A 26284-nucleotide genomic window follows, 5' to 3' on the forward strand; every position below is an offset into this window, starting at 1 on the left:
ATCGCCCCGGCCGTAATTAAGACCAGTTTCTTTAGGGTCATACTGCTACGTTTCTCCAATCATAGAACACTTAAATTCGTTAAACATACGCTTGCCAGTTTGGCAAACACAAAACCCATGTGGGAATATACCTTCAAAAATAGCTTTAGTCAAATACTTTTCGGCAAAAAACGCCATTTTTCGTGTAAAAATTACACAGGTATAGCCTTTTGGGGGGAAATTTATCTGTCAATCCTCGCTCGGAAGATCGTCCTTCTCGTCCTCCTCCTTCTTTGCACCTTGAATTGAAACACGGATTTCCTGACAGGTCTTCTTGATATTCTGCAAGACCTTGCGAGCACGCGTGCCAGCTGACTTGTTACCGCGTTGGAACTTTTCGTATTCGCGTTTGAAATTTTCAATTTCTAGTTCAAGATCGTTTACTAAACTCATAAGCAAACTCCAAAAAAAGATGCTTTTTGGAAAATAAATAAAGTTTTTGCTAAAAATTCGCTGTTTTGCAAAATTACGTTTACGTTTACAAACTATTACATAGGTTTCGGTCAATTCAACAACTTATTAACAATGTGATAACCGCCAAAGATTCTCAAGAGACCTCCAACCCGATTCTCCGACGTTTTCGGAAAAATCATTCACGAACATTGCGATGTGAGATTTGATGACATCTTCATCATCAATTTGCGCTTTTTCGACAATAAATGACGTAATCGGATCAATTCTTTTTCGGGCTTCTTGGAGGCTACGGCGAATTTCGTTTTCGATTTTTTCGATGGTTTCAAAGCCGAGTTCCTTCTTGGCGACCGCGATTCCCAGCGGAATCGGAGAACCCGTTTCTCGCTCCCAAAATGCCCCCAAATCCTGCAAAAGATGAAGACCATCACGTTTCCACGTAAAACGATGCTCATGGATAGTAACTCCCTGAGGAACGTTCTTGCTCAGGAGCCCTTGGTAAACCTCGTTAAAGAGGGCATAACGGAGTTTTGGAGCATCCGCAAACTGCCGGGAGTACCAGAACTTGAAAAGGAGCGCTGCGGTTGTATTCGCCCCCGGAAGTGTCGTTTCAAGTTCCGGTTGAAATGAATCGGCAGCGGAAGAGAGCAAAAGGGGGCCACAACCGTATCCAATGGCGCCACCGCAACCGAGACAGCGGTACTTTTCGCTGATGCCTGGATAGACTTGCGCACTGATTTTCGCCACGTCGAGTTCGCCCCGCAAAACCTTTTCGTTGAGCGTCTGCACGTCGGCATACGTGACCTTCCAGTCAAAAGGGGAATTTTCAAGGCCATGAATCAGGGCTTCATAGATGAATGTATCGTTTGGGCAGGTGGAAATACCGAGAGAGAGTTGCATAGAGGTATGAGGTCGCGCCTACGGCGCTTTGAGGTATGGGGTCGGGCCTACGGCCCTCTGAGGTTAAGCAACTAGAAATTAGAAAAAAAGTCCAAGGGGCTTAGCCCCGAGCTCATAGCCCATACCTCACACTGCTAACAGTTCTTCGTTCAAAACTTCACTTCAGAAATGTCTTTTATGTCGCCGTTTGCATCAAACAAGACATCCATGTAGAAAATTCCTTCAGCGCTGCTGATGTACAACGGCTTTACGGTGTTCGTCCAAACGGTCTGCTTTTCGAATTCGACATCGATATGGTCGCCATTCAAAATGACCGATACCGGCATGAGAGCATCCTTGTTGTTCAGCAAGCCAAACGAAAAATATGGATTCAGCCCATCCAAAATGCGCGGGAAATGGAACGCCATGTTCTTCGAACCCATCACAGAACCAAGAATTCCCTTACGGTCCTTCATTTCGGCAGAAGTTGCAGAACGGACAAATTCAGCAAAGCGTTTTCCGTTCCACAATTTATCCATGTAGGAAAAATTCTTCTTTTCAAAGCTTTTGCGATTCAAGCGAGCCCCCATTTTGTCTAGAATATTCGTCCGCTTGACTTTATCCTCATCTACCCAAATAATCAAGCTGTCCGTCATGATGACCGCCCTTACAGAAACGATATCCGAAACGCTGTTTTTCTTTTTGCCATAAATTTCGTAATCCAATTGCAACTTTCCAAAATCGGCAACGGAATGCGGCTCGATATTGTTGACCGTCGTTTCCATCTTTTTTACCTGGTATTCGTCCTTGTACATATCGGTCAAGTGCAAGCACAGGAACAAACGCACGTTCGAAAGCTTTTTGTCCGAGCGGTTTTCCACCTTCACGGCTAACTTATCCGAAAAAGAAAGCGTTGGATTGTACGTCTGCAAGTCAAGGAAAGAGTGTTCCTCGAAAATCATGTTCAAAAGCGTAGGCATGTACTGTTCCACATACTTCATATCCGCTATAAGAAAATCATAAACGGCTTGATTCCCGCGGCGGAAAAAGTGGCGGAAAATTTCTTCCTTGGCCTTCGCGAAATTTCCCTTTTCGTAAGCAACAATTGCCTTCTGGAAATTCGGCGAGAAAAAACCGAACCCTTCCATCATCGACTTGTACATCGTCTGCACAAAATGGCCTTCAACGGACTTCATTAAATAATTTCTGTAATTGTACGAGTTGTACATGTCCAAAAGCGCATCGGATTCCCGCGGGTATTCAACCGAAGACTGGTCAAACATATTTTTCGCCTTGACTTCGTCGCCCTCAAGCATGTGGCAAGTTCCCAACAGCACCAGCGCCGGAGCTGATTTTTCAGGATTGTCGTGGATAAATGCACCCAGCATTTGCTTGGCCTCTTCGAGGCCTCCAAAACGTTCTGAACGGGGTTCGCCCAACTGAGCACGCCTCACAAGGCAGAACGATTTCAGTAAAATAGACTCGCGGTCGCCCGGAAATTCCGAAAGCACCTGCATAAGCACTGCAAGCGCCCCGTCAATATCGCCATTGCTGATGGAAATATACGCCTGGTCGCGCATGAGGCAAAGACGGTTCCATTTCGCCATGTAACGGATATAGAGCGAGATGTAGTCCTCCAAATACGCCAAGTAAGCGTCTTGATGTTTTTCGAGAGCCGCACGTGCTTCTTTCTCGATTTTTTCGTTCTGCTTTAAGTTCTTGAAAAAATCCTTGCCCGTTAAAATGCCCTTCGTCACCAGATTCGAAACGGCAATGACATCCAATCCGCCAGAAAACGCGGCTCGGATGCCCTCCGCAATAGGAGAATTCATAGAAATCAAAGTCTCGTTCCCAGCCACGGCGTTCCAAAGATTGCGTTTTTCGGCTTCGTTCAAGTCTTCTTCGGCACGGCGCAGAGTCTTATAGTACGGAATCAACTTCTTTTTCGCACGAATGACTTCGGGCGGGATTCCGCGATAATCTTGCACGGCCAAAAACTGGAGGTATTCCTGAATGTTATGGCTTTTTTCGTAGCCCGCGTCCAAAATATGGAATAACCTAATCGTCTTTTCCAAATCAAATTTCGATACATCAATGGAATCCCCGAACTCAACGAGACTAGCCTCCGATCCAGAAGATGCCTGTTGTTCGCGAACCGTCCCTAAACCATCCATTTCAGCGGAATTTGCGGAATCGCCCGACGCTTCGTCAAGCACTTTCACGACAGCGTCTATTTCTTGCTGGACCTTTTCATCCTTTGCGTTGCTAGAAACGACGCACCACACGACAATCGAGGCAATAACAGCCACAATCAAAGCAATGATTACAAATCTACTTTTGTTCATGAGATCATTCTCTTGGACTCGGAAAACGCGACTTCAAGAAAATATAAAAATGATGTAAGCCACGAGTAACGAAGATGAAATACCCAATCAAGTTGGGAATGACGAAAAAAGCTTTTGCAACGCGTCTAACGCACTTTGAATGCGCCATGTAGTTTTATCGCGGTCAGTCGCAATATTGCTCACAGCACGGATTTCGTAGCAGGGAATGTTAAACGCACGGCAAACGGAAAAACACGCGGCGCCTTCCATCGATTCGACATCGACGTTGAAATTTTGGACGCGTTCTGCGGCCATTGCAGACGTTCCTGTACAGCAATTGATGGTAAGACCTGCTGCGGATTTCAATTTTGCAAGCCAGTCGGGGACACATTGCAACGGAAAACTTTCGTAAGTTTGCACAGACGTTCCAGTGACCTTGTTCCAAGGCATAAACGAGCCGTCGCGTTCGACAACGCCTAGGTCCCCAACCCTTTCAGAATCAACACGAACAACATCGCCAATATTCAATCCGCGTCCGGGATAAGCCCCACAAATGCCCGCCAGTACGACATGCGTAAATGAGCCTTCGGCAGCAAATCGCGAGAGCAGCATAGACAAGTTTGTAGAAAATTCAAGAATGCCAATGCCGAGGACTACTGCAAAGCCTCGGCTATCAGAGAGTTCTATGATTTCGCCCAAGCGAATATTTTTTTGAACAAAATCTTTACATTCAGGAAATGCACCGAACAATTCCAAGCTTGACGCAAAGGCAAACAAAGGAACAAAGCGGTCTTCCATAACAGAACTCTTAAGCAAAAATTTTATTCGAGACGTTCAACCTTTGTCGCAAGTTCGTTTTCAAGTTCGGCAACACGATCTAGGCTCAAGTTCCACGGGCGCTCGACTTCGCAGCGGGCACAAGCAACAGCGGTGGCCTTGGCAAGGCAGCTTTCAAAGCTCATGCCTTGATCGCAAGCGTAGAGCCAGCCAGCAAAGAAGGAATCTCCAGCACCAATATCGTTTTTGACCGTAACGGAAGGCGGTTGCAACTGGATGCCCAGGAACTTCTTTTCGACAAGCCGGAATGCACGAACTGGGGAATCTTCGTCCGTCACGACGAGATTCTTGATGGGCAAACGTTCCAGGACTGCGGTCGCGGTCATTTTCCAGAACTGCGGGCTAGACTTGACCAACGGAATGCCCAAGCGTTCAAGCAGCTTGCAGTATTCCAGCTTATTGATTTTCAAGAGTTCGACACCTTTCGCAAGGAGTTCGTCGATTCCGTCAATGGCATCGGCAAAAATCTGTTTGCCGTTAAAGTCAAGCGAATCGAACATCTTGGTATCGAAGCCCTGCGGGAACGTTCCGCAAAGCGCCACATACTGCGTGGAATCCCAATAATCATTAAGCGTTTGTGCAAAATCATCGTTCTCGGAATCGGCAAGCGTCGGCGACGGTTCCACGAGTTCCGTCGTATCGCCATTACAAGCGATGGTCGTACAGATACGCGTGTTCTCGCGAATCCAGACCGGAACTTGCAGAATGCCACAAGTCGACAGCTCGTCAAAAATTTTCTCGCCGTTCCCGGCACCGAGGAAATGCATCAAGCGGGGAGTTCCGCCCAACAGTTGCAAAACGCGACAGCAGTTGATGCCCTTGCCCGACGCATATTCCTTGACTTTGGATATACGATGGACTTCACCTGGGACAAACTTGTCCAAGAAGAAGACTCTCTGCCATGCGGGATTCAAACCGAGAACTAAGATTTCGCGAGACATAAAACGCCTTAGAAGTTCACTTTGTAGAACTTGCGCTTGCCCACTTGGATAACCAACTGGTCGCCACCCTTGATTTCGAAGGAGGCTTGCGGATCAGCAAGCTTTTCGCCACCAATCTTGACGCCGCCATTCTGCACCATGCGGCGGGCTTCGCCCTTGGATGCAAACGCCTTGATGTTCACGAGCAAGTCAAGAGCGCCATAAGTTCCGGCTTCGACGGAGCATTCGGCAGCATCGCTCGGGATAGCATTACCGCTGTGGATTTCGCGTTCCTTGGCAGCAGCGGCTTCGGCAGCTTCGGCACCGTAGTACTGCGTCACGATGTCGATAGCGAGGCGGTGCTTCGCGTCGTTCGGGTTCATCTTGCCTGCGGCAATGTCAGCCATCATCTGCTTGACTTCTTCGAGCGGGATGTTCGTCAAGAGCTCAAACCAATTCTCGACGATGCTATCTGCAAGGCTGTAAATCTTGTGGTACATCACGTCGGCTGGTTCGTTAAGGCCAACGTAGTTGCCGATGGATTTGGACATCTTGACCTTGCCGTCGGTACCGAGCAAAATCGGCATGAAAAGACCGATTTGCGGTTCCATGCCTTCAAAAATCTGCAAGTCGCGACCGCGAAGCACGTTGAACTTCTGATCGGTGCCGCCGAGTTCTACGTCACTCTGGATAGCGACGGAATCGTAACCCTGCATCATCGGGTACATGAATTCGTGCAGACTGATCGGCGTGTTCGCCGTATAGCGGTTGTGGAAGTCTTCGCGTTCGAGCATCTGGGCCACAGTAAACTGGCCCATGAGTTCGGTCACCTTGCTGAACGGGAGCTTGGAGAACCATTCGCCGTTGTAGTGGATTTCCACCTGGTCGCGGCGGACGACCTTGAAGAACTGTTCCTGGTATTCCTTCGCGTTCTCGAGCACCTGTTCGTGCGTGAGGCGCGGGCGTGCCTTGTTACGGCCGCTCGGGTCACCAATCTGGGCAGTGTAGTCACCCACGATAAGCACCACAGTATGGCCCAAATCCTGGAACTGACGGAGTTTGCGCATCACGACCGTGTGGCCGAAGTGCACGTCCGGAGCCGTCGGGTCTACCCCCATCTTGATACGGAGCGGGACGCCAGTATCGTAAGACTTCTGGAGTTTCTTTTCGAGTTCGTCTTGCGGCACAATGTCAGTCACGCCGCGCATCAAAATTTCAAGCTGTTCTTTTACAGGACGGAATTGCATGTTTTTAATTAAGTGGTTAGTGGTTGGTGGTTAGTGGTTAGGGAAATTACAGGTTTAAACCGCTAATCACTGGAAGCCCATGTAGAAGGAATGGATAATCATAACGAGGAAAATATAGAATTAGTAAGAAGTAGGAAGTAGGAAGTAGGAAGTTGATAGCGGGTTATAAACCGTAAAATTGGAAGACTTTGGCCACCTACGCAAAATTATTTTCGCATTTTGGATTGACGTTGCAAAATATACTTCGTCAAAAAGTTATAAAACTGTTCGGTCTTGGAATTATCCTGCTTGTTGCGACGGAGCGAAATCACAATATCGCGTTTAAAATCCGTATCGGTAATTTCGAGAAGCTTGACTCTTTTGTGATCCATCTTGCCCCATGAAAGTTCCGGCCAAAATCCCACGCCAATGCCTGCAGCGACTGCATCCTTGACGACGGCGGCATTATCGCTTTCGAACGTCACATTTGTATGGAATCCAATGCTATCACATAGTTCATTGCATATTTTGCGGTACTGTTTGGAACCGTAAAGGCGAATGAACTTTTCGTCTTTCAAATCAAACAGAGAAATGGAATCCATCTTTTTATACTGAGCCGTATTCGGGACCGCCAAGAAAATCTTTTCGGAATGGACAAACGTTTCGTCACTTTCGGTGTTGTCGAGTTCTGGCCTGTAGTTCGCGTAAGTGCGAACGCAAATATCAAAGACACTCGTTTCTTCGTTCTGCAGCATATCTACATCTATGTCGGAGTTACTCCGTTTGTATTCAATAACTGCTTTCGTGATAAGCGTTGACGCAGCAAGAACATTTAACTTGACATTGCTGCTCTGCTTGTCGGCAATTTCCTTCACAAGTCCAGGAAGTGCCATCATGTTTTCGTAAAGTGGCTGGAGCTTTTCATAAAAGAATTTTCCGCTGTCGGTAAGCTTGATGTTGCGCCCCGAATTTTTGAACAGCGACACGCCCAGTTCGTCTTCGAGCTTGTGAATCGCCTGCGTAAGCGCTGGCTGGACGATGCAAAGGTTTTTGGCACTTTGCGTCACATGCTCCGTGCGAGCCACCTCCAAGAAGTATTTAAGCTGAGTGAGTTCCATGTTTGCAATTATAGCAAATGAGCTGTGAGCACGCTCGTAAACTCGCTATGAGGTCGCTTCGCTTTGAGGTATGAGAATTATTTACTGAAAGAGATTCCAGAACGGAGTCCGGGATGACAATATGAAGGGGAGCGTATCTGTTATTGGAACTGTGTAAGGAGATCCCGGCACAGGGGCCGGGATGACAGCGTAAGGGGAGTGGTTATTTGCTGAAGGCGGCGAGGTCAATGCCGAGTTGCTTGATTTTGTACGTGAGGATACGCGGGGTGGTCGAGAGGCTGCGGGCGGCAGCGGCCATTTTGCCCTTGCTGCTCTTGAGGGCATCGCAGATGATGTCTCGTTCGTACGCTTCGACCATGAGCTTCAGGTTTCCGCTCACGGGCGTTCCACTCGTTTCGTCCGTCTGGATTGTCGGCGGGAAGTGATGCGGATAAATGACATCTTCTTCGGTCAAAAGCACCGCACGTTCTATAGCATTTTCAAGTTCGCGCACATTACCCGGCCACGGATAGCTCATGAGCATTTCGATGGTGCCGCGAGCAAGACGGCGAACGTTTTTGCCGACCAAGCGGCAGTAATGTTCAACAAAGTAATCCGCAAGCAGTACAATATCGGTACGGCGTTTGCGTAATGGCGGCACATAAATTGGAACAACATGCAACTGGTAGTACAAATCTTCACGGAATGCCCCGTCAGACACCATCTGCTGTAAGTTTTTTGTCGTCGCACAAATCACGCGGACATTCACCTTTTTCGGGAATCGGGCGCCCACCCGTTCCATTTCACCTTGCTGCAAAAGACGGAGCAACTTTATTTGCAAGTTCGGAGTCAGTTCAGCGACTTCATCGAGGAAAAGCGTACCGCCATCAGCTTGCTCCACGCGGCCCGGGGCCTCATTGACGACGCCGACCAAGGCTCCCTTTTCGCTTCCGAAAAGTTCCCGGTCCAGAACGGACTCCGGGAGGGCCGCGCAATGCACACGCACAAACGGGCCTAAATTGCGATCAGAGCGAAAGTGAATCGCCTCTGCGACAAGCCCCTTGCCAGTCCCCACCTCGCCCACGATTAACGCCGGAAGCGGGCTTTTCGCGACTTGATCGATTTGCGTATAGACCTGCTGCATTTCGGGCGTACGGCCAATGATGTTATCCGGTTGGAAACGTGCCTTGAGTTCCATCGCCATGCGTTCGTTTTCGGCCTTGAGGATTTCGTTCTCTTCGCGTGCCTCGCGACGAAGCTTTACCGCCGCAGCCAACATTTGCGCAATGATTTCCAGCAAGCGGAGCTTTTCAGGGAGTTCGTTTTCGACCGGATTCTGCACGTCGGCACTGAAAGCACCAATCACCTGATGTTCCATAATGACCGGAACGCAAAGGAACGCCTTGTCCTCCGTCTTGCCGCGGCCCGTACGGTCCAAAAAGTCCGGATCCTTAGCGACCGACGGAATGATAATCGGCTTGCCGGTCTCGACCACGCGACCAGTAATGCCCTCGCCCACCTTGTAGCGGCCTTTACGCGCCTGGCGGCTCGAAAGGCCTTCCGCGATTTCGATGGAGATTTCGCCGGTGTGGCGGTTGTAAAGCGTAAGCGTCGCATGTTCCACGCCCATCATGGATTCCACCACTTCCAGAATCGGATGCGCGACACTCTCGAAATCGAGCGTCTGGTTCAGAATGGAACTGATTTTGTAGAGCAGTTCCAGTTCCTGGATTTTGGATTGCGACGTAGGCATGGAACAGAATTTAGAAAAAACAGGCGGAATGTAAAACCATCGCTCTATCACTTGAGCTACAGGGGAACCCCCTGGCCGGACTCGAACCGGCAACAAATGGGAACTAATATAGGAACATTCTATGCCCGTCTTTAAATCTTACGCAAACAATTCGATGAGGGTGTCCTTGCTCGGTTGCGTCAAGTCCAGCCCGACTTCATCATCGTCGCTTTTGGCTTCCGTAAAGCCAGCAGCTTCCAAAACCTCCTTCAAATTTAGAAAAGATCTTACTTTTACACGAAACTTGTCTATTACAATTTTCTCCAATTCACGCGTGGGAACCCTTCCGCTGCCGATATTCAAGTCCATCAGCACAAAGCGATTATCTATGGTCATCGCGATATTCTTCCTTTCATACCCTTCTACAGGAATCATGAATTCCGCCACAACATCATTGGGATCCACCATCGGGCCGCATTCGCTCTTGTCTAAGTTCAACGAAGCACGGTCGCATCGGGCTACAAAGAACTTGAACTGAGAATCATTCGTTGTTCCACTAAATCTGCAAACCTCGAACTTTCCTTCGGGTGCCTTCCCGCCGATATACATCAATTCCGTCGCACCTTTGGGAGCATTGGTTATATCGCCAGAGTAAATGACGTTTTCTATCTTGCCGCTTTGGGAGCTATAACGTGCGTTCCAACCATAGGACGCTCCGTCAAGCGACATATAATGGAGATCAAAATCACTCGTGCCCCAATCATTATGCCAGTAGATTCCAACAACGTTGTGGTCGTCGCCCATATCCACACTAGTTCCCATGGGGTAATTGCCTATGAAATTCTTTTCGCTGGAGGGGACTGCAATGTTCAATCCCTTCGGATAGCGAACCGTGCAAGCCTTCGGCTTGAGACTCTCAACCAGCGAATCATGGAGAATCGTATAGATTTGCATCAAGTACGCATCGTCATTTTTGGGGGCATAGCCCTCACGCACGAACAATTTACCGTTGCGGATGACGTAGCACTGCCCCGACTGCCCCGAAAGCCGCATCTTGACGCCCTGCATGAGCGTCGCCTTTTTGAAATTCGAAATATTGGCAACATTTTTCTTGATATCGTCAAGGCTTTTCTTCTCGACAAGAACGGTCTCCCAGAAGCCCTTTTCAAGAGGGGTATGGTTCTTTTCGGCAAGCTTACGGAGTTTATTCACCACGGAGGCATTCGAAACTCTTTTTCCTGTTTCAGCTGGAACTTCAACGCCGATTTTTCGAGCAGCAGCAATAAAATCCGGATTCAAAATCGGAGATTTGTCTGCGTTCACCTTCATGGCTAAAAAGAGCGGCTTAAAGCGAAGGAAAATCCTGGAGAGTTTCACAAGCTGGGCATCAGACAAAGCGCCAAGGGGAATTTTGCTTGCATTCTTTTTTACGCAGGCAATAGCGTCCTTGCTCTTGATAAGCATGGTAGAACCGGTCGCACGATAGACTAGGCAACGAAGCAACGCGAATTCATCTTGCGGATACACGCACGTCAAAGAGGCTATCGTCGCCTGAGCTTCCTTGTTCTTCACGTCGTCAATCGAAAAACCGAATTCGCCCCAATCGGCAAGAGCGTTTACAACATATTCCGAGCAAGTCTTTTGAGTCTGCTCGTTCATGGCGATACCCGACTTGATAAGCCCCGCGCACTTGTCGAACAGCTCTCTCTTGGTGCACGGCAAAATGACCTTGAACTTTTTGAAGGGGATGACGACATCGTCATGGTTCGGCATATAGCCTTCCCCCTCCGTAAAACCCGTTCCGTAGGTCGATGCGTAATGGCACAGCTGATCCACCAAGAGTTCAAACCGAGTCTTGGATACGATATCCGCCCATTCCTTGTAAAACGTCTTGTTGTATTTTGTCTTGGCAACTTCCCGGACCCATTGCAAGGTGTCGGAGTTGCAGCAATCAGGATGCACCAACCACCCATATTGAGCGGCCTCGGCGTTCACATCTTCGAAGGTGAGAGCCTTCGCGTTACCCTCGGTATTGCTCAAGGCAATATTGAAATACGAAATGAGCTCAAGATTCATAATGCATCCTCAAAAGTTGCGAGTCGGGCTGTAAAAATTTAGGGCGTGCCCGCGAGGGCGCAAATAGGAACAGCCTATGACTCGCTAAAATCCACTGAAATCCGCTTACATTGTCAGACAGACGCTTCTACTTCATATATCGGGCATTCATCTAAAAATGTAAACCAGTTTCATTTTTTCTTACGGATACAAATATAAATCCGCAGGATGTCAAAACATGACAGTTGGAATAAAAAAAAATTCCCGGAGTGGGGCGGCAGTTCGCCAACCTTAGTCCGGGGTGACAAAGCGGAATGACGCGGATCCCGCCGTGGCAGGCATAACAGCGGGGCGTTGCGGGGCCGGCGTCTGAGGCACCGCTAGAAGGGGTGACGAGCCACGAAGTGCGAATCAGGGGAAGGCCTTCCCCTCCCACAGTCCACTTCCAACCATCCACTTCCTACTGTCTACTACTTCAGCGCTTCTTGCACGAGAGCGCTGGCGCGCTTGGCATCGAAACGGCCCTTGACCTTCGGGGAGAGTTCCTTCATGATCTTGCCCATGTCTTTCGGAGAAGCGGCACCCGTTGCAGCCTTGATTTCGGCGATGAGGGCCTTGACTTCGTCTTCGGTCATTTCAGCGGGCATGTACTTGCGGTAAATGGCAATGCAAGCTTCTTCTTCTGGAATCTTGTCCAAGAAACCGCCCTTCTTCAAGATTTCGATGGATTCCTGCTTCTGCTTCACGCTCTTGGCGAGAACGTCAACGCACATGGCATCCGTAATGGTGTCCATGATTTGAGCCGGGGCGGCCCCAGCCTTCATGGCTTCGTTCTTGATGTCGGAATGGAGCGTACGGAGCGTTCCGAGAGTTACGGCATCGTGAGCCTTCATTGCAGTCTTGATGTCGTCGAGAATTTTTGTCAAAAGTTCACTTGCCATAATATTTCCTTTTGCGGATATCCCGCAGTCTAAAAACACCTAACGAGTCATCGACGTAAGCCGACAACTCATTAAAGTTTAGAAAATTATCCGATTAAAAAATCGAATTAGTAGAGACGCTTGCGGTTCTGATCAGCAATCTCTTTGAGACGCTTGCGACGAGCTGCAGTTTCAATACGCTTCTTTTCTTCAGAAGGCTTTTCGAAACGCTGACGCTTCTTGACGTCGGAGATGATGCCATTCTTTTCGCAAGACTTGGTAAAACGCTTGAGAGCGCGTTCGAACGGTTCGTTGGACTTAACAATAACGCCGATCACGATAATCCTTTGGTTAAAATTCAATTTTTTTGATAGCCAAATATACCTAAATTTTTTAAATCCGTCAAGGGTAACATTTTATAAGCATTCATACGCTCTTTTTTTGAGACAATCAAACGCCGTCCGCCCCTTCGGGTCCCTTATAATTAAAAGCAAGCATGGTAATGTCATCGAACTGCGGCGCCGTCCCTACAAACTGGTCGATTTGTTTTTTGACGTAGCGGCACGTCTCTTTAGTGCCGTCACCGCCACCCTTAGACAGAGCGTCGAGCAAACGTTCATTCCCGAACAGTTCGTTATTCGCATCGGTCGCTTCGGTCACGCCGTCGGTATAAAGGAACAACGTATCGCCTGGAGCAAGGTCCAACGTCTGGAGTCTGTAGTGCGTGGTGTCCATCGCCGCCATGACGACCCCGGCCTTGCTCTTCGCAAATTCCACCCGACCATCCTTATGGCGAATGGCCGGAGGGTTGTGCCCAGCCGAAGCAAATTCGATATGTCCCGTCTTTAAGTCGATGAAGCCCATCCAGACCGTTACGAACATGTTCGCCCTGTTCCGTTTTTCCAATTCACGATTCGTGTTATCAAACGTCTCGACAACGGACTTCAAGTTCTTCGCCATCGTGCGAAGCACTATTCGCGAAACCATCATGAACAACGCGGCAGGAACACCCTTGCCCGAAACATCGCCCACAACCACGCACAAACGACCGTCATCCAACTTGAAGAAATCGTAAAAGTCACCGCCGACTTCCTTGGCCGGACGGAGGAACGGAGTCAATTCGTGAAGTTCATCTCCAGAATCTTCCTCTTTTTCGTCCATCGGCAAGAATCCTATCTGGATATCCTTTGCAAAGTCCAGTTCGCTTTCGATGCGGTCCAAGTCCTTTTGCTTTTCCATGTGCTCCTTGAGCGAGGTGCGCATGTGCGTAAAAGCCCCCGCAAACAGAGCGATTTCGTCACGACCGGAAAGATGCGGGATTTCGGCATTGAAGTCCCCGTTCCCAAGCTTGTCCGCCGCAATCGCAAGTTCATTGAGCGGACGCGAGACCCTCGACGAAATCACGAAAATCAAGCACAACATAACGACATAACCGATAAGGCACATCCAAGCAAACATCTTTTCCATCGAACGCTGGCTTTCCAGGTACTTCTGGGCGGGCCATACAATCATGAACGTCCAGCCGTTCGATTCCATCGCGCTAAAGTAAATAGCCGTTTCCCTGCCATCACGCGTAAACCCCATGAAGAGTCCCTTTTTCATGCCTCGCACCGTTTTTTCAAAATCGGACGAGGATTCATCATAGTCATTCCTGGCGAGATCGGCCAGAGTCTCCTTAAAAACGATATCGCTTTGAGGATGCGCAATCACGGTACCATTAGCGGACAGTACAACGACGTAACCGGAATTCGATACAGGTATCGAAGCGACCGTTTCCTTGAGGAACGCAATGGACATATCAAGGCACAGGACACCCGCAAATACTTTGTTCCCTAAAGTGTCCGTGTGGAAAATGGGGGTCGTGTAAATCGCAATCGGTTCCCTGATAAAGTCCCCGACGAACGGCTCCTGCCAAATCCCTTTCTGCTGCTCCTTCGTGCTCTTGTACCATTCCTTATCGAAATAGTTCTTGCCGTCGAACAGCTTGATATCGTTCTCCGAGAACTGGGCGAGACGCATCACGTTCACGTTCGACTCAGACTGGGGAGCCATGCCGGATTCATAGGCGACAACCACTGCCAGAACTTGCGGCAATGTCTGCCTTGCGTCAAAGACAGTCTGCGTCAAGAAATCGTCGAGATCCTTGCCTGCGAGTTTCTCGTTGCCAAGCACTTCGGCATATTCGTCGCCAAGTTTCTGCCCTTTTTCAAACAACTTTTCAATAATGGCGACATTCGCAAGGCTTATCTCTTCGCCTTTCTGCGTAAGCAAGGTCGAAAATTCACTTTGAACTTGAAAGCTGAGAATCCCGAACAGCGTCGCAAAGACAATGCTGAACCCAAGCAGAGTCAGCATGGACTGTTTGAACGCTAGTCCGTGTATATTGAATCCCATAAAAACCTTCTCTTTTCGCTACAAATAGAAATTATTTCTATTACAAGTAGAAATATATGTAACTTAATTGCAGCCGCTCGAGTTTTAACAGAATTTTATCTAAAAAATATGATATTTTTTTAAGTTTTGCGTTTATAAAACAATCGCGAAAAAGGGAATTTCAAGTTTCGTATAAACATTTGAGCACTATAAAATATAAAAAAAGTCCGTCAAAATCCGTCTTTTTATGTAAAATTTCGTTAATTTTACGATTTTTGATTCTTCATAACTTGCGAAGTATCAACGACTTATGTATATTCTCTACTAGAATATTCCAAATGTATGGAGAAATGTTTTAATGCGGAGTTTAGCCATGAAGTTGCATTCAGCATCTTTATTCGGGGCAATAGCCCTTTCCTGTTCATTGCTTTGCGCCTGCGGTAGCAAGGAAGAACAACCGGCACCGCAACCAGAAGCCAAGCCTGTTGCGGAAAAACCGGCACCGGTCGAAGCCGCCCCCGTTCAAGATGAACCGGACTTGGTTCCCATCCAATCCCTTAACGAACCCGAAGAAAAGCCAGCACCGGCTCCAGCTCCAGCGGCAAAATTCGCTCCGTCACATTCTAGCGTCGAACAGGAATCTTCAGGACCGTACGTCATTCAAGTGAGCATCCAGCCGACGAGAAAAGCGGCCAACAGCGTCGTGAGCAAGCTCTCTGATCAGGGCATCAAGGCATACGTCGCCGAAGTCGAAAATCCGGGCGAACTCGAAGGCACGTTCTACCGTGTGCGCGTCGGGTACTTTTCCTCGATTGCAAACGCCCAGCAGTTCGGCAAGGAAGTGCTCGCCCCGCAAGGTTACGCAGGCTGGGTTGACAACCGCAAGAACGACCGTATCGGCAAGCCCGGCATGAGCGAAGATATGTAATTTTTAACAAAAGCAACGAACTGACAAAGGCCCCGCGATTGCGGAGCCTTTTTTTTGCATAATCACCAACTAACAACTATTGACCAATGACTATTGACTAATGACCAATAACAAACGACCAATAACTAAAACAAACTTATCACTTGCCGCCGTTGGCTTTATAAAGCGAATCTAAAGTTCCGTTTTTTTCCAACTGATACAAGTAATTGCAGATATACTCATTATTCTCTCGAATTTCATCTCTACTATCAAGTCGAACATATCGTTCAATCACCACATTGCCATCGCACTCATAGTGATTCAATGCATCGCCCCATTCAGCTTTTAGCGCAGTACACTTTCTTTCGGCATCGGCAGAATTTGCAAATGTATATTTCCTGACAACCGAAGAATATTCTCCATCATCAAAATGATGAGTAGCGATATTCTCTTCAGAAGTACCTTTATACGAATAAAACAGCTTAGCGGTATCATCCGTAAAGTTTGTATAGCACTCCAAATCACTACTGTTGTCATCAGACGAGCACGCGGCCATGGCGAGCAGAATTGCAGAAGCAAGAATAAGTTTTTTCATATCGATCTTTTTCTTCTAAATTAAATCTTAAAACATGTCATCATACGAACGTTGAAGTTCACCGCTTTCATAAGCATCTTGAATGTTAGCGCAATATTTTCTTCCGGACTTTTCAGCGGATTCGATTGATTCCGTTCCATCCTCTATCATTTCTGTCATAACCATATTACCTGAACAAGACACGGACATTGTGCCTAAGGGGAAATCCTCAGCATCTCTTTTTACCTCTTTACATTCTGTACTTGCAATAGATTCATTCGGATATGTCGCTTTAGAAGTAACTACAGATGTAGTTCCACGCAAGGACATCGTCGTTTCAGTCGTAAAATCTTTGTACACAAACAATACGGTAACAGAATTACCGGAGCGACTAACATCACATTTGAACTCGGCGTTAGACCCATTGTTTTCTTTCGTTGAAGAATTATTCTTTCCTGTCGAAGAACCATATCGCGTCTCAAATTGACGGCACAAATCCCTAAAGTCGGTTTCATGTTCCCTCAAGGAGCCTTCATCTATTTCGCTGATATAAATTCTATTGCCAGAACAGGTCACTTGATACGAACCATCTTTCCAATGAGTCGCTTCTTCCTTCTGGTCTTCGCATTCGCCGTTCGCATCAGAAGAACTTGCATACCAATATTCCGACGAAATCGTCTTGTACCTGCCACCACCGTCAATGACTGTTGACGTATAGGTAGCCTCGCCTTCCAAGGCCATGCTAACTGTCACAGAATTAGCGGTCGTCGTCACGTTGCAGTATGTCTGCCCTGCATCGGAAATTACGTCCTGTTTACCGTTATTGTTCGAGTTATTGTTCGAAGAATTAGCGCTGCTGCTATCGTCACAAGCCACGAGGCCAAACGAAGCAGCAAACAAAGTTGTAAAGAACAAATGCTTAAAATTCATAGTCTCTCCTTAAAAAATTTCAATCACATCCATTTTTGATAATTACGGCAATATGCCTTATATTCTATCTCATAATCATCTAAATTTTTTGTAGGATGAATTGCGTGAACCACAATGCGATCATCCGTACGAACCAAGTTTAGAATTCGAAAATCAACATCATCGGCATACGATGTCACAATGTCATATTGAAAATCGGCTTCTTCCGAATTTATATACAAGCATTCATTGAAAAATTCGGCCCCCAATCCTTTTGGAAAAAAATAAAATAAACAGGATTCTCGACCGGCAAGGCTCGATTGTACGAGCACCAAGCTATCATTTCTCAATACGTTGCATCTTGTTACATCAAGCCAATTAGAAAGATCATCCGAATGTTGCGAATAGGACCATTGCAAAACATCGGTGTTTAGCGCGCCCCCGTTGTCTTCATTTGAGCTACCTGTGGAATCAGAACAGGCGACCAATCCAGACGAGACTGCAAGCGCAGCCACGGAAAACAAAAATTTCAAATTCATAACTCTCCTCTCAAGTCAATTTCAAGCTAACATAGGGAATTTAATAAAAAACAACGGGTCGTGGGAAAATGATACTACTCGCCGTAGTTTTTTTGATACTCCTTTTCCTTTGTGCCATTTTCTACACTTTCATAAAAATCTGAACATCTTTTTTCATAATTTTTTTCAGCCACATCCAAATTCGTCTCTTCATAAATGTAGGAGAATTCCACCGTTCTTCCATGACATTCTAGAGAATCCGCAAGCGGAAAATCTTTCATGAGTTCACATTCTTTTTGCGCATAAGATTCTTTCGGGAATGTTTTTTTGTTTGTCACAGTCATAAAATCATCACCCGAAACAAGAGTCACAATTTCTTGGGCACGCTCATCTTTGTACGATGCATCGATTTCTACCGAATTTCCTTTGCGAGAAACATTGCAACTGTATTCATTACCATTACCGCCCGTCGAATCACTATCAGAGCATGCGGTCATGGCTAGCAACACCGCAGATGAAAGAATAAGTTTTTTCATACAAGTTGTCCTTATTAAAGAATTATCTTAGCGACCAAAGGCTTCATCATATCCTTCCGCTAGCGTACCATTCTCATATTGTTCATCGTACCTAGCGCAACGCCTTTTATAATAATCTTCATAATAATCCATATTGTCGTCTTCAGCAAACTCACCCACTTGAACCGATTTTCCGTGACATTCAATATCCTTATAATAATCATCGTCTTTCTCGTCCTGACACTCGTCTTGTGCATAAGCTTCGGTCGGGAATGTCCGTTTGACCGTATAATACGGGTTATCGCCATGCGAGTCAAAAGTTACCGTTCTAAGTTCTTCATAAGCCTTATACTTTAGATCCATGGCAACAGTATTAGCGTTTCGAGAGACATTGCAACTATACTCAGTACCGTTACCGCTCGTCGAATCACTATTCGTCGAATCACTATCAGAGCATGCAGTCATGGCTAGCAACACCGCAGATGCGAGAATAAGTTTTTTCATATAAATACTTCCCTTACTATTTTATTATTGAAAAAATACAAAAAAAAGACACAAAAGAACAACTTAAAGCAAAATTCCAGCCAAAAGCACAACCTTAATGCCTACATTGAAAAAAAATGGCACGCCGCCACCGCCAAAAAAAACGTATCGGTAAAAAAAAGGCTCGTGAAGGTGCAGTCAAAGCAACCCTTGCCCTAAATTCTATATTTGGGGGTATGCCTACTAAAAAGCCCAAAGTATTTGTCGTGCATCTCGGATGCGCAAAAAACCAGGTCGATGCGGAAAACCTCGTCGGCGAAATGCTCCACGCGGGATTTGTCACTTGCGATACCGCCGGGAAAGCGGACTACATTCTCGTGAACACGTGCGGGTTCATCGAAGCCGCGAAGGAAGAGTCCATCAACGCGATTCTCGCACAGGCGAAAGCGAAAAAGGCGAAGCAGAAGCTGATTGTTTCGGGCTGCCTGAGCGGTCGCTACGGCGAAGAGCTGATGAAGGAACTGCCCGAAGTGGATTACTGGGTCGGCACATATAAGCCGGGCGAGCTTTTGAAGAAGATGGGCATTGTTGCCCCGCAAGGCTGCGAAGCCGAGAACCTCGCCCGCATGAACTTGGGCGGTTTCCCGCACCACGCTTATCTGAAAATTGCGGAAGGTTGCAACCGCCGTTGCGCATATTGCGCCATTCCGCTGATTCGCGGAAAGCAGGATTCGCGGTCCATCGAAGATATCGTGGCCGAAGCGAAAGACCTCGAAGCGCAGGGAGTCAAGGAAATTACTTTGATTGCCCAAGACACGACTTACTTTGGACGTGAAAAGGGCAAGAAAGGCGGTACGCTTACGCAACTTTTGCGAGCACTCCTCGACAATACGAGCATCCCGTGGATACGCATGCTCTACTGGTACCCGATGTTCGTGGATGACGAACTGTTGGACTTGATGGCGAACGAACCGCGTCTCGTGAAGTACGTCGATATGCCTATCCAGCACGCCAGCGACAAGATGCTGAAGCTCATGAAGCGCAATTACCGCAAAAAGGAACTTGTCGAACTGTTACACAAGATCCGCGAACGCATTCCGGGCGTGACACTCCGCAGTACGGTGCTCGTCGGGTTCCCCGGCGAAACGCACGAGGACTTCGAAGAGCTGATGGAACTGCTGCAGGACGTGCAGTTTGACCATCTGGGCGGATTCGTGTTCAGCCCCGAAGAAGGCACGCCGGTAATGGAAATGGATTTGCCCGCCGTTGACGAAAGCGATGCCCGCGCAAGACTCGAAGCGGTCACGGACTTCCAGGAAGAACTTGCTGCCGAATACGCCGAGAACATGATCGGAAAGACGGTCCGTATCATCATCGACCAGGTTGCCGAAGAGAGCGAATACCATTTTTACGGTCGCACGGAAGGCAACTCGATGGAAAACGACGACATCGTGAAGGTCGTCGAAGGCGACGGCGACGTAGGAGAATTCCACAACGCACTCGTAGTCGATGCCGAACCGCACGAGTTAATCGTTAAATTAGTAGACAGTAGGAAGTAGGAAGTAGACAGTGATTAGTGATTAGTGGTTAGTGGTTAGGAATTGCCAAACAACGTTCTTATCGCAATCCTGTTTACTAACCACTGTTTACTAGCCACTTCTCTCGTCTAATTTACTATATTATACCCGCTTAAAAAGCATACGCCCGTGTATCACAATGGATAGTGTCCTTCCCTCCGAAGGAAGGTATTCCGGTTCGATTCCGGACATGGGTATTAAAAATTCAAATTACTGAATCTTAGTGATTTTAGCTTTGATGCTCCCGAGCTTGATTTCGCACTGCATCAACACTGGGATTCGCTTTTCGTCATCCGTAAGCCAGATGAAAATGCGACCGCTGGAATTGAAAATTCCATCACCATCGAGAACAGGTTCCACCTTAATCGTGTTAAACGTTCCCAAATCCGTTTCTATAGATTCGCGACCGTGGACAATCACCTTCAATTCGTAACGCTTTTTGCCACTCACCGCAGAGAACCGCGAGGTTTCGCCAACCTTGAGCGGGAGTGAACGCACCAAATAGAACGCCGACATGATGCTGTGTTCCATTCCGTCTATCGTCACGGAGGTATCGGCAGAACGCTTGACCGTGTGCTTGACCGGGTCCTTGAATACCGAATCCGAAAGGACTGCTTTTTTGCCGTCGCGGTCAAAGCGGATAAGCGACTTGTTGTGGAACTTGCCTTCGTGGAGGGACTTGCGGAAGACATCCGTCATGAGGCCCTTGTTGCGGACAAGCGTATAAACGGTATCGTTTACCGGATAGAACTTGTTGATGGTCTTGTTAGCGGTCGCAAAAGTCAAGAATTCCGTCTTGCCATCTTTGCGGGGCTTGACTTCGAGCGAGGCGTAACCGGCAGTGACAAAACCCCAACGGAGTTCATAATCGAGGCGTTCGCCCTTCATCCACGGAGTGGCGACTTCGGGGAGCGTCTGCCATTTGGGAAGCGAAACACTTGAGGAAGAAACAACAGAACTAGAAGACAATGCTGACTCACTTGAAGACTGCGGCACATCCGGTTGCAAAGCTTGCGTTTGCGTAACAAGAGACTGTTCCGACGATGATAGCGGAGCAGTTTCCTCAGCAAATGAGACCGTCAGGAGCACAAGCTCGAACAATAAAACGTTTTTTAAAATGCGATAGAACATAAGCTCAATATGGGCTGAAATTTAAGATAACGACAATATACAAAAGAAAGAGGTTAAAAGTGGTTAGTGGCTAGTGGTTAGTGATTAGTAAACGAAAGAAAGTGATGAAAATCGAATTTCAATAGATGAGACGACAAAATCACATTACTGTTTCGTTGCTTTAAACTTCGTCGTGACAGCGAGTGAATCCTGCCTGCCAAACTGATCGGTGTAAACCAGAGTCCACGTAATGGTCGTATCGTTTTTCAAAGTTTGAGCACTGGCATTGTACAAATTCACTTTCTGTTTATCCACATAAGCAAAAGGATATCGATCGTGAACTTGATCGATACAAGCATTCATAACAAAAATTGTTTGTGATGAGCTGAAGGGGAACGGATAATAACTGGACGATGATTGAGGAATCGTGGGACTACTTTTGAAAGACATTCCTTCAGGAAGACCCTTCGCTTGGAGCTGGTAGTTGCTGAAAATTTGACCGCTAAGATAGTCTTCTGTTTTATAGTCCAACTGTGCAAAGGCGGCACGGAAAGCGACAGAATCCAACGCCGGGATATCATATACAGGCATCGCGTCCGTTATTTTATTCGGACCGTAGTTGATAAATAGCGTTTTTTCGGTAATCCTTGCAGGATTGTATTTTGATGCAGAGTAACACCTAGTGCAATCATTTTTCGTATAACATACCAGTTGAGTAGAACCGATGTAACAAAGGCCTTTTAAAGTACAATCTCCATCGAGGGCAAAAGTCACCGTGTCAAAGACTCCGCTTTTCATCATAGGACTAACAAAGCTGACGCGGTCATATTCCCCATTAGCATTGAGATTGATGTAGTGAACGTCGGCTGGCAACGGAACTTCTCCGTCAGAAAGAGATTCATTACCAATAAATTGAACTTCACTGCCCGCAATATAGCCCTGGCTTGAAGCACTTGTGGTGACATCAAAAACTTGATATTTAAGTTCAGAACCGTTCTCTACCACGGAGGACGCGGACACAGATCCACTAGAGACAGAAGATGACGACGATAGAGGTATTCCACTGGAGAGAGAAGTTCCATTGGAGAGAGGCTTGTCGGGACTACCGCTAGAAAGAATTTCGTCGGAGCCGTCGCTTGAAAGATTCTCGCCAGTTGAAGAATCATTATGTTCAGAACCACTATCAGAAGAGGTTCCCCGCAAATTTTCTGCATCACTTGATGAAAGGTGGTTTTCGCCAGCAATCGGCATAACCGGATCGTTCGAATCGCTCGAACATGATAACAGCACCATCAGCGGAATAACACAAGACAGTTTTTTCACCATTTTTCCTCCTAACAAGATTATTTTTCGTTGTTGACTTTAATTAGCCGTATTTTATTTGGCCGCAAACAACCCTCTTCCAATAGATTCAATATACATTTTATTTAATACGAAAAAACGCTGGCGGAAATGCCAGCGAACTTTATATTGAGCGAAACGCCATTATTTTTCTTTCGTCTAATCTATGTCCCCAAGGCCCTTGCGGTAAGCGACGAGCTTTTCGCGCACGCTTGCGTCAGAGAGGGCGACGATGTGGGCGGCGAGGTAACCGGCGTTCTTGCCGTTGCCAATGCCGACCGTGGCCACCGGGATTCCCGGGGGCATCTGCACAATGGAGTGCAGGGCATCGACGCCGTTGAGCGGGCCGCCGGCGCAGGGCAAGCCGATAACGGGAAGGATGGTGTGCCCTGCGAGCACGCCCGGGAGGGCTGCAGCGAGGCCTGCGACACCGATGAGGACCTGGAGGCCTCGCCCGGCGGCTTCGCGAGCATACTTCGCGGTGGCGTTCGGGGTGCGGTGCGCGGAGAGAATGTTGAATTCCCACACGATGCCGAAGCTGTCGAGCACCGCGGTGATTTTATCTACAGTTTCCTGGTCGGACTTGCTACCGGCAACGATACCGACCTTAGCATTCGGAACTTCATTAATCTGCATTTTCAATTCCTTTTTTATTTTTTCCCATACATATCAGCTAATCTATTAAACTGAGCTATCATCAAATTAGATTGTATTTCAACCTTTTTGCATTCAAGTTCAACTTCATTTTTATTCTCTTTTGTCTTAGCCTTCATATAGGCAGCAAAAGCATCCAGACAGCCAAGTCTCAACTGATACTTTGAACATGTCGTTGACCACAAAACATCAATCTGCTCTTTCATATCATTCGGCATACTTGAAGGAACCAAGCCGGACAACTTTTGGCAACGTTTCAATTTCCAATTTTCAAGAGCATAAATGGAATCTACTAATTGTTGCATATCAACTATTTTTGCAACCTTTTGCATGTAAGCATTTTTCGTTACTATAAAAACAGCTTCCTTTTCTGTACCTACAGTATCCACTGATAACAAATCAGATACAGTCTTTTTTGCATAATTGAAGCGGGCTTCTTTTTCCTGTTCTTCTTTACTTGGACCGCAAGCAACAAAAGCTAGCAGCAGACCAAGAAATGCCACAACTTTGATTGTGTTCGTTTTGAGCATTTTCCCATCTCCTATTTTGCGAGTCTTGCAAGGCCTTTCTTACCGATGTCCTTGCGGTAGAACTTGCCTTCGAACTGAACCTTTTCGGCGGCTTCGTAAGCGATGTCGAGAGCGGCCTGGAGCGTTTCGCCATGGCCCACCACGCCGAACACGCGACCACCGTTGGTCACCAGCTTGCCGTCGACCATCTTGGTACCGGCATGGAGCACCTGGGCGCCGTTCTTTTCGGCTTCTTCGATACCCGTGACGACCTTACCCTTTTCGTAGGAGCCCGGATAGCCGGCGCTGGCGAGCACGACGATAGCGGAGCTGCCCTTCGGAGCCTTCGGAGCACCGAGTTTGGCGAGTTCGCCCTTTTCGGCAGCGTCGAACAACGCGAGCACATCGCCGTCATAGAGCGGAAGCACAATCTGGCATTCGGGGTCGCCGAGGCGGCAGTTGTATTCCACGACCTTCGGGCCCTTCGCAGTCACCATAATGCCCACGTAGAGCACGCCCGTGTAAGGCTTGCCTTCGGCGGCCATGCCCTTGAGGGTCGGTTCGATAATCGTCTTTTTCACTTCATCGAGGAGAGCGTCCGTGACTACCGGAGCCGGGCTGTAGGCGCCCATGCCACCCGTGTTCGGGCCCTTGTCGTCGTCAAAGACGCGCTTGTGGTCCTGGGCGGAGCTGAGGATCACGTAGTCCTTGCCGTCGCAAACCACGAAGATGGAGGCTTCTTCGCCGTCCATGAATTCTTCAATCACGACCGTCTTGCCGGATTCGCCGAAGACCGCCTTGTCGCCGAGCATTTCTTCGACCGCGTCGTTCGCTTCCTTGTCGGTCATGCAGACGATGGCGCCCTTGCCCGCAGCGAGGCCCGACGCCTTCACCACGATCGGAGCCGGGTGCTCGGCGAGGAACTTCTTGGCGGAGGCGAGATCGGTGAAGGTCTCGAAGGCTGCCGTCGGCACGTTGTACTTCTTCATGATATCCTTGCTGAAAGCCTTGGAGCCTTCGAGCGCGGCAGCAGCCGCAGTCGGGCCGAAAGCGCGCAGCCCGCGACGACGGAATTCATCCACTACGCCAGCGACCAGCGGAATTTCGGGGCCGATGACCGCGAGGTCAATCTTTTCGGCTACGGCGAGGTCGGCAATAGCCTTCGGGTCAGCCACATCCACCGGCACGCACTTGCCGAGGTTTGCCATGCCCGGGTTGCCCGGAGCGCACACGAGAGTGTCGCACAGCGGCGACTTCTTGACTGCAAGAGCGATGGCATGTTCGCGACCACCGCTACCAACGACGAGAATGTTCATATAGCGTATCCTTTACTGTTACGGAGGATAATGTAGAAAAATGCGGGAAGCGAGAAAAAAGCTCTCTTGCGAAAATCAAGCTTTCACTTTATCGACCATCCAAAACGATTTGACCACCTATTTGATTATCTATTTGATTATCTATTCGATCACCTTAAAATCAGCCGTATAACCACCATTATTTTTTCGCAATGGCTTTTTTGCGCTCCTGTTTCAACTTTTTGGCACTGATTTTGGGCGTGGGGAGATTTTCAGGCATTGTTCCGCCAAGTTCAGCAATCGTCTGGCGGACTTTTTTACCTACGGCATAATGTGTTTCGTTTGCCTGCTCCTTCCCCTTGATGTTTTCACGACGGAGTTTGTCGTCAGTCTGGGTGATGCGGAACAGGTTCGCCGCAAGTTCGGTGGCCCCCATGTGGTCCAAGATCTGTTCGTTTTTCTTGAGTCCCTTGCGCTTGTGAATATCCTTCATTCCCAACCCGTTGTAAAGTCCCTGGTAACCGCGATTCTGGAACACGGCGTAATCTACGGGAGTTTCAACACCGGCCGCCTTTGCAGAACTGGCAAGGAATTTGTTGCGAATGGTCACTTCGTCACGAATCGCCAGGCGTTTTTCGTCTTCCGAAAGCTGTGCCGCAGAGTCCGAAATTTCCTTCTGCCGGGTTTTAACAGCAAAATATGTTTGACCCAGGGCAATCACTTCTTTGCGGGGGTCTCCGTTCATCACAATCAGGTAACAAGCGTAACGGGAAAGCTTGACATCGGCGATTTCACGCTGGGCACCTTTAGCGAGGGTTATCATTTTGCCGACGTCGGCAAAATGATCCTCAACATCCAACCCGCTGGCCTCACAGGCGGTTTTTGCACGGACAATCGATTCTTGAAAACGGCGCCACTGGGCATATTCAAGAGCCGTTTGCAGCTCCCTTGCATACCAGAATTCAGTTCCATTTTCGTCGGTGTGCTTGATATTCTCGAACGTCTGCTGAGAATAAGTGACAATTTCTTTTTTAGCCATAGGGCCTCCTGTGTTTGTTGTTTTTACTAGGAACGCCCTT

The 26284-nt window shown here is 47.9% G+C and carries 25 protein-coding genes and 1 tRNA gene; 3 read left to right on the forward strand and 23 right to left on the reverse strand.

Translation table 11 applies throughout. The features are described 5' to 3' along the window. Positions 1-228: 228 nt before the first annotated feature. From IKG78_RS10280 to IKG78_RS10335, 12 genes are all read right to left on the reverse strand, one after another. On the reverse strand, positions 229-432 hold the full coding sequence (locus IKG78_RS10280; protein ID WP_290943042.1) for a hypothetical protein: 204 nt from the start codon (positions 430-432) through the stop codon (positions 229-231). 126 nt (positions 433-558) lie between these two features. Next, positions 559-1350, reverse strand: a complete 792-nt coding sequence (locus tag IKG78_RS10285) for a 1,4-dihydroxy-6-naphthoate synthase (RefSeq protein WP_290943044.1) — start codon at positions 1348-1350, stop codon at positions 559-561. 149 nt (positions 1351-1499) lie between these two features. Then, a complete protein-coding gene (locus tag IKG78_RS10290; protein ID WP_290943046.1) occupies positions 1500-3674 on the reverse strand; it encodes a Vpu in 2175 nt (724 codons plus the stop codon). Between the two features lie 87 nt (positions 3675-3761). Next, positions 3762-4451: a futalosine hydrolase gene (gene mqnB / locus IKG78_RS10295; RefSeq protein WP_290943048.1), complete on the reverse strand. Its 690-nt coding sequence runs from the start codon at positions 4449-4451 to the stop codon at positions 3762-3764. Positions 4452-4474: 23 nt separating this feature from the next. Continuing rightward, positions 4475-5431: a PfkB family carbohydrate kinase gene (locus IKG78_RS10300; RefSeq protein ID WP_290943051.1), complete on the reverse strand. Its 957-nt coding sequence runs from the start codon at positions 5429-5431 to the stop codon at positions 4475-4477. Positions 5432-5439: 8 nt separating this feature from the next. Continuing rightward, a complete protein-coding gene (gene tyrS, locus IKG78_RS10305; RefSeq protein WP_290943054.1) occupies positions 5440-6657 on the reverse strand; it encodes a tyrosine--tRNA ligase in 1218 nt (405 codons plus the stop codon). Between the two features lie 206 nt (positions 6658-6863). Further along, entirely contained in the window at positions 6864-7754 is an 891-nt protein-coding gene (locus IKG78_RS10310; protein WP_290943057.1) for a LysR family transcriptional regulator, read from the reverse strand. A 202-nt stretch (positions 7755-7956) separates the two neighbouring features. Next, entirely contained in the window at positions 7957-9486 is a 1530-nt protein-coding gene (locus IKG78_RS10315) for a sigma 54-interacting transcriptional regulator (protein ID WP_290943059.1), read from the reverse strand. 138 nt (positions 9487-9624) lie between these two features. Then, positions 9625-11541 (reverse strand): hypothetical protein, encoded by a 1917-nt coding sequence (locus IKG78_RS10320; RefSeq protein ID WP_290943062.1) that lies wholly within the window; start codon positions 11539-11541, stop codon positions 9625-9627. Positions 11542-11990: 449 nt separating this feature from the next. Further along, positions 11991-12461, reverse strand: coding sequence for a GatB/YqeY domain-containing protein (locus IKG78_RS10325; protein WP_290943064.1), 471 nt, complete (start codon positions 12459-12461; stop codon positions 11991-11993). 107 nt (positions 12462-12568) lie between these two features. Continuing rightward, positions 12569-12778, reverse strand: a complete 210-nt coding sequence (rpsU, locus tag IKG78_RS10330) for a 30S ribosomal protein S21 (protein ID WP_014546541.1) — start codon at positions 12776-12778, stop codon at positions 12569-12571. A 112-nt stretch (positions 12779-12890) separates the two neighbouring features. Next, positions 12891-14834, reverse strand: coding sequence for a SpoIIE family protein phosphatase (locus IKG78_RS10335; protein ID WP_290943067.1), 1944 nt, complete (start codon positions 14832-14834; stop codon positions 12891-12893). A 352-nt stretch (positions 14835-15186) separates the two neighbouring features. On the opposite strand from IKG78_RS10335, the gene IKG78_RS10340 reads away from it, so the two are divergent. After that, positions 15187-15741: an SPOR domain-containing protein gene (locus tag IKG78_RS10340; protein ID WP_290943070.1), complete on the forward strand. Its 555-nt coding sequence runs from the start codon at positions 15187-15189 to the stop codon at positions 15739-15741. Between the two features lie 139 nt (positions 15742-15880). Here the strand turns inward: IKG78_RS10340 and IKG78_RS10345 are convergent, their stop codons facing one another. The 5 genes from IKG78_RS10345 to IKG78_RS10365 form a co-directional block, all read right to left on the reverse strand. Continuing rightward, positions 15881-16315 carry a hypothetical protein gene (locus tag IKG78_RS10345; RefSeq protein WP_290943072.1) on the reverse strand — a complete coding sequence of 145 codons (435 nt, stop codon included), beginning with the start codon at positions 16313-16315 and terminating at the stop codon, positions 15881-15883. Positions 16316-16342: 27 nt separating this feature from the next. Further along, positions 16343-17224 (reverse strand): hypothetical protein, encoded by an 882-nt coding sequence (locus tag IKG78_RS10350; protein ID WP_290943075.1) that lies wholly within the window; start codon positions 17222-17224, stop codon positions 16343-16345. Between the two features lie 23 nt (positions 17225-17247). Further along, complete coding sequence (locus IKG78_RS10355; RefSeq protein WP_290943077.1) at positions 17248-17742, reverse strand: hypothetical protein; 495 nt, start codon at positions 17740-17742, stop codon at positions 17248-17250. Between the two features lie 74 nt (positions 17743-17816). After that, positions 17817-18257, reverse strand: a complete 441-nt coding sequence (locus IKG78_RS10360) for a hypothetical protein (protein ID WP_290943080.1) — start codon at positions 18255-18257, stop codon at positions 17817-17819. Positions 18258-18284: 27 nt separating this feature from the next. After that, positions 18285-18740 (reverse strand): hypothetical protein, encoded by a 456-nt coding sequence (locus IKG78_RS10365; RefSeq protein WP_290943082.1) that lies wholly within the window; start codon positions 18738-18740, stop codon positions 18285-18287. Between the two features lie 215 nt (positions 18741-18955). On the opposite strand from IKG78_RS10365, the gene rimO reads away from it, so the two are divergent. After that, positions 18956-20278 carry a 30S ribosomal protein S12 methylthiotransferase RimO gene (rimO, locus tag IKG78_RS10370; protein WP_290943085.1) on the forward strand — a complete coding sequence of 441 codons (1323 nt, stop codon included), beginning with the start codon at positions 18956-18958 and terminating at the stop codon, positions 20276-20278. 143 nt (positions 20279-20421) lie between these two features. Continuing rightward, positions 20422-20493, forward strand: a tRNA-Arg gene (locus IKG78_RS10375). Positions 20494-20506: 13 nt separating this feature from the next. On the opposite strand, the gene IKG78_RS10380 is transcribed toward IKG78_RS10375, so the two are convergent. From IKG78_RS10380 to dinD, 6 genes are all read right to left on the reverse strand, one after another. Further along, the gene (locus IKG78_RS10380) at positions 20507-21427 is read right to left on the reverse strand and encodes a DUF3108 domain-containing protein (protein ID WP_290943086.1); all 921 of its coding nucleotides are present in this window, start codon (positions 21425-21427) and stop codon (positions 20507-20509) included. A gap of 144 nt (positions 21428-21571) precedes the next feature. Further along, on the reverse strand, positions 21572-22732 hold the full coding sequence (locus IKG78_RS10385) for a hypothetical protein (protein ID WP_290943088.1): 1161 nt from the start codon (positions 22730-22732) through the stop codon (positions 21572-21574). 174 nt (positions 22733-22906) lie between these two features. Next, the gene (gene purE / locus IKG78_RS10390) at positions 22907-23383 is read right to left on the reverse strand and encodes a 5-(carboxyamino)imidazole ribonucleotide mutase (RefSeq protein ID WP_290943090.1); all 477 of its coding nucleotides are present in this window, start codon (positions 23381-23383) and stop codon (positions 22907-22909) included. A gap of 14 nt (positions 23384-23397) precedes the next feature. Beyond that, positions 23398-23931, reverse strand: a complete 534-nt coding sequence (locus IKG78_RS10395) for a hypothetical protein (RefSeq protein ID WP_290943092.1) — start codon at positions 23929-23931, stop codon at positions 23398-23400. An 11-nt stretch (positions 23932-23942) separates the two neighbouring features. Next, a complete protein-coding gene (gene purD, locus IKG78_RS10400; RefSeq protein ID WP_097037028.1) occupies positions 23943-25226 on the reverse strand; it encodes a phosphoribosylamine--glycine ligase in 1284 nt (427 codons plus the stop codon). A gap of 178 nt (positions 25227-25404) precedes the next feature. After that, the gene (gene dinD / locus IKG78_RS10405) at positions 25405-26244 is read right to left on the reverse strand and encodes a DNA damage-inducible protein D (protein ID WP_290943096.1); all 840 of its coding nucleotides are present in this window, start codon (positions 26242-26244) and stop codon (positions 25405-25407) included. Positions 26245-26284: the final 40 nt, after the last annotated feature.

Source organism: Fibrobacter sp. (genome assembly GCF_017545445.1).
Taxonomy (GTDB): domain Bacteria; phylum Fibrobacterota; class Fibrobacteria; order Fibrobacterales; family Fibrobacteraceae; genus Fibrobacter.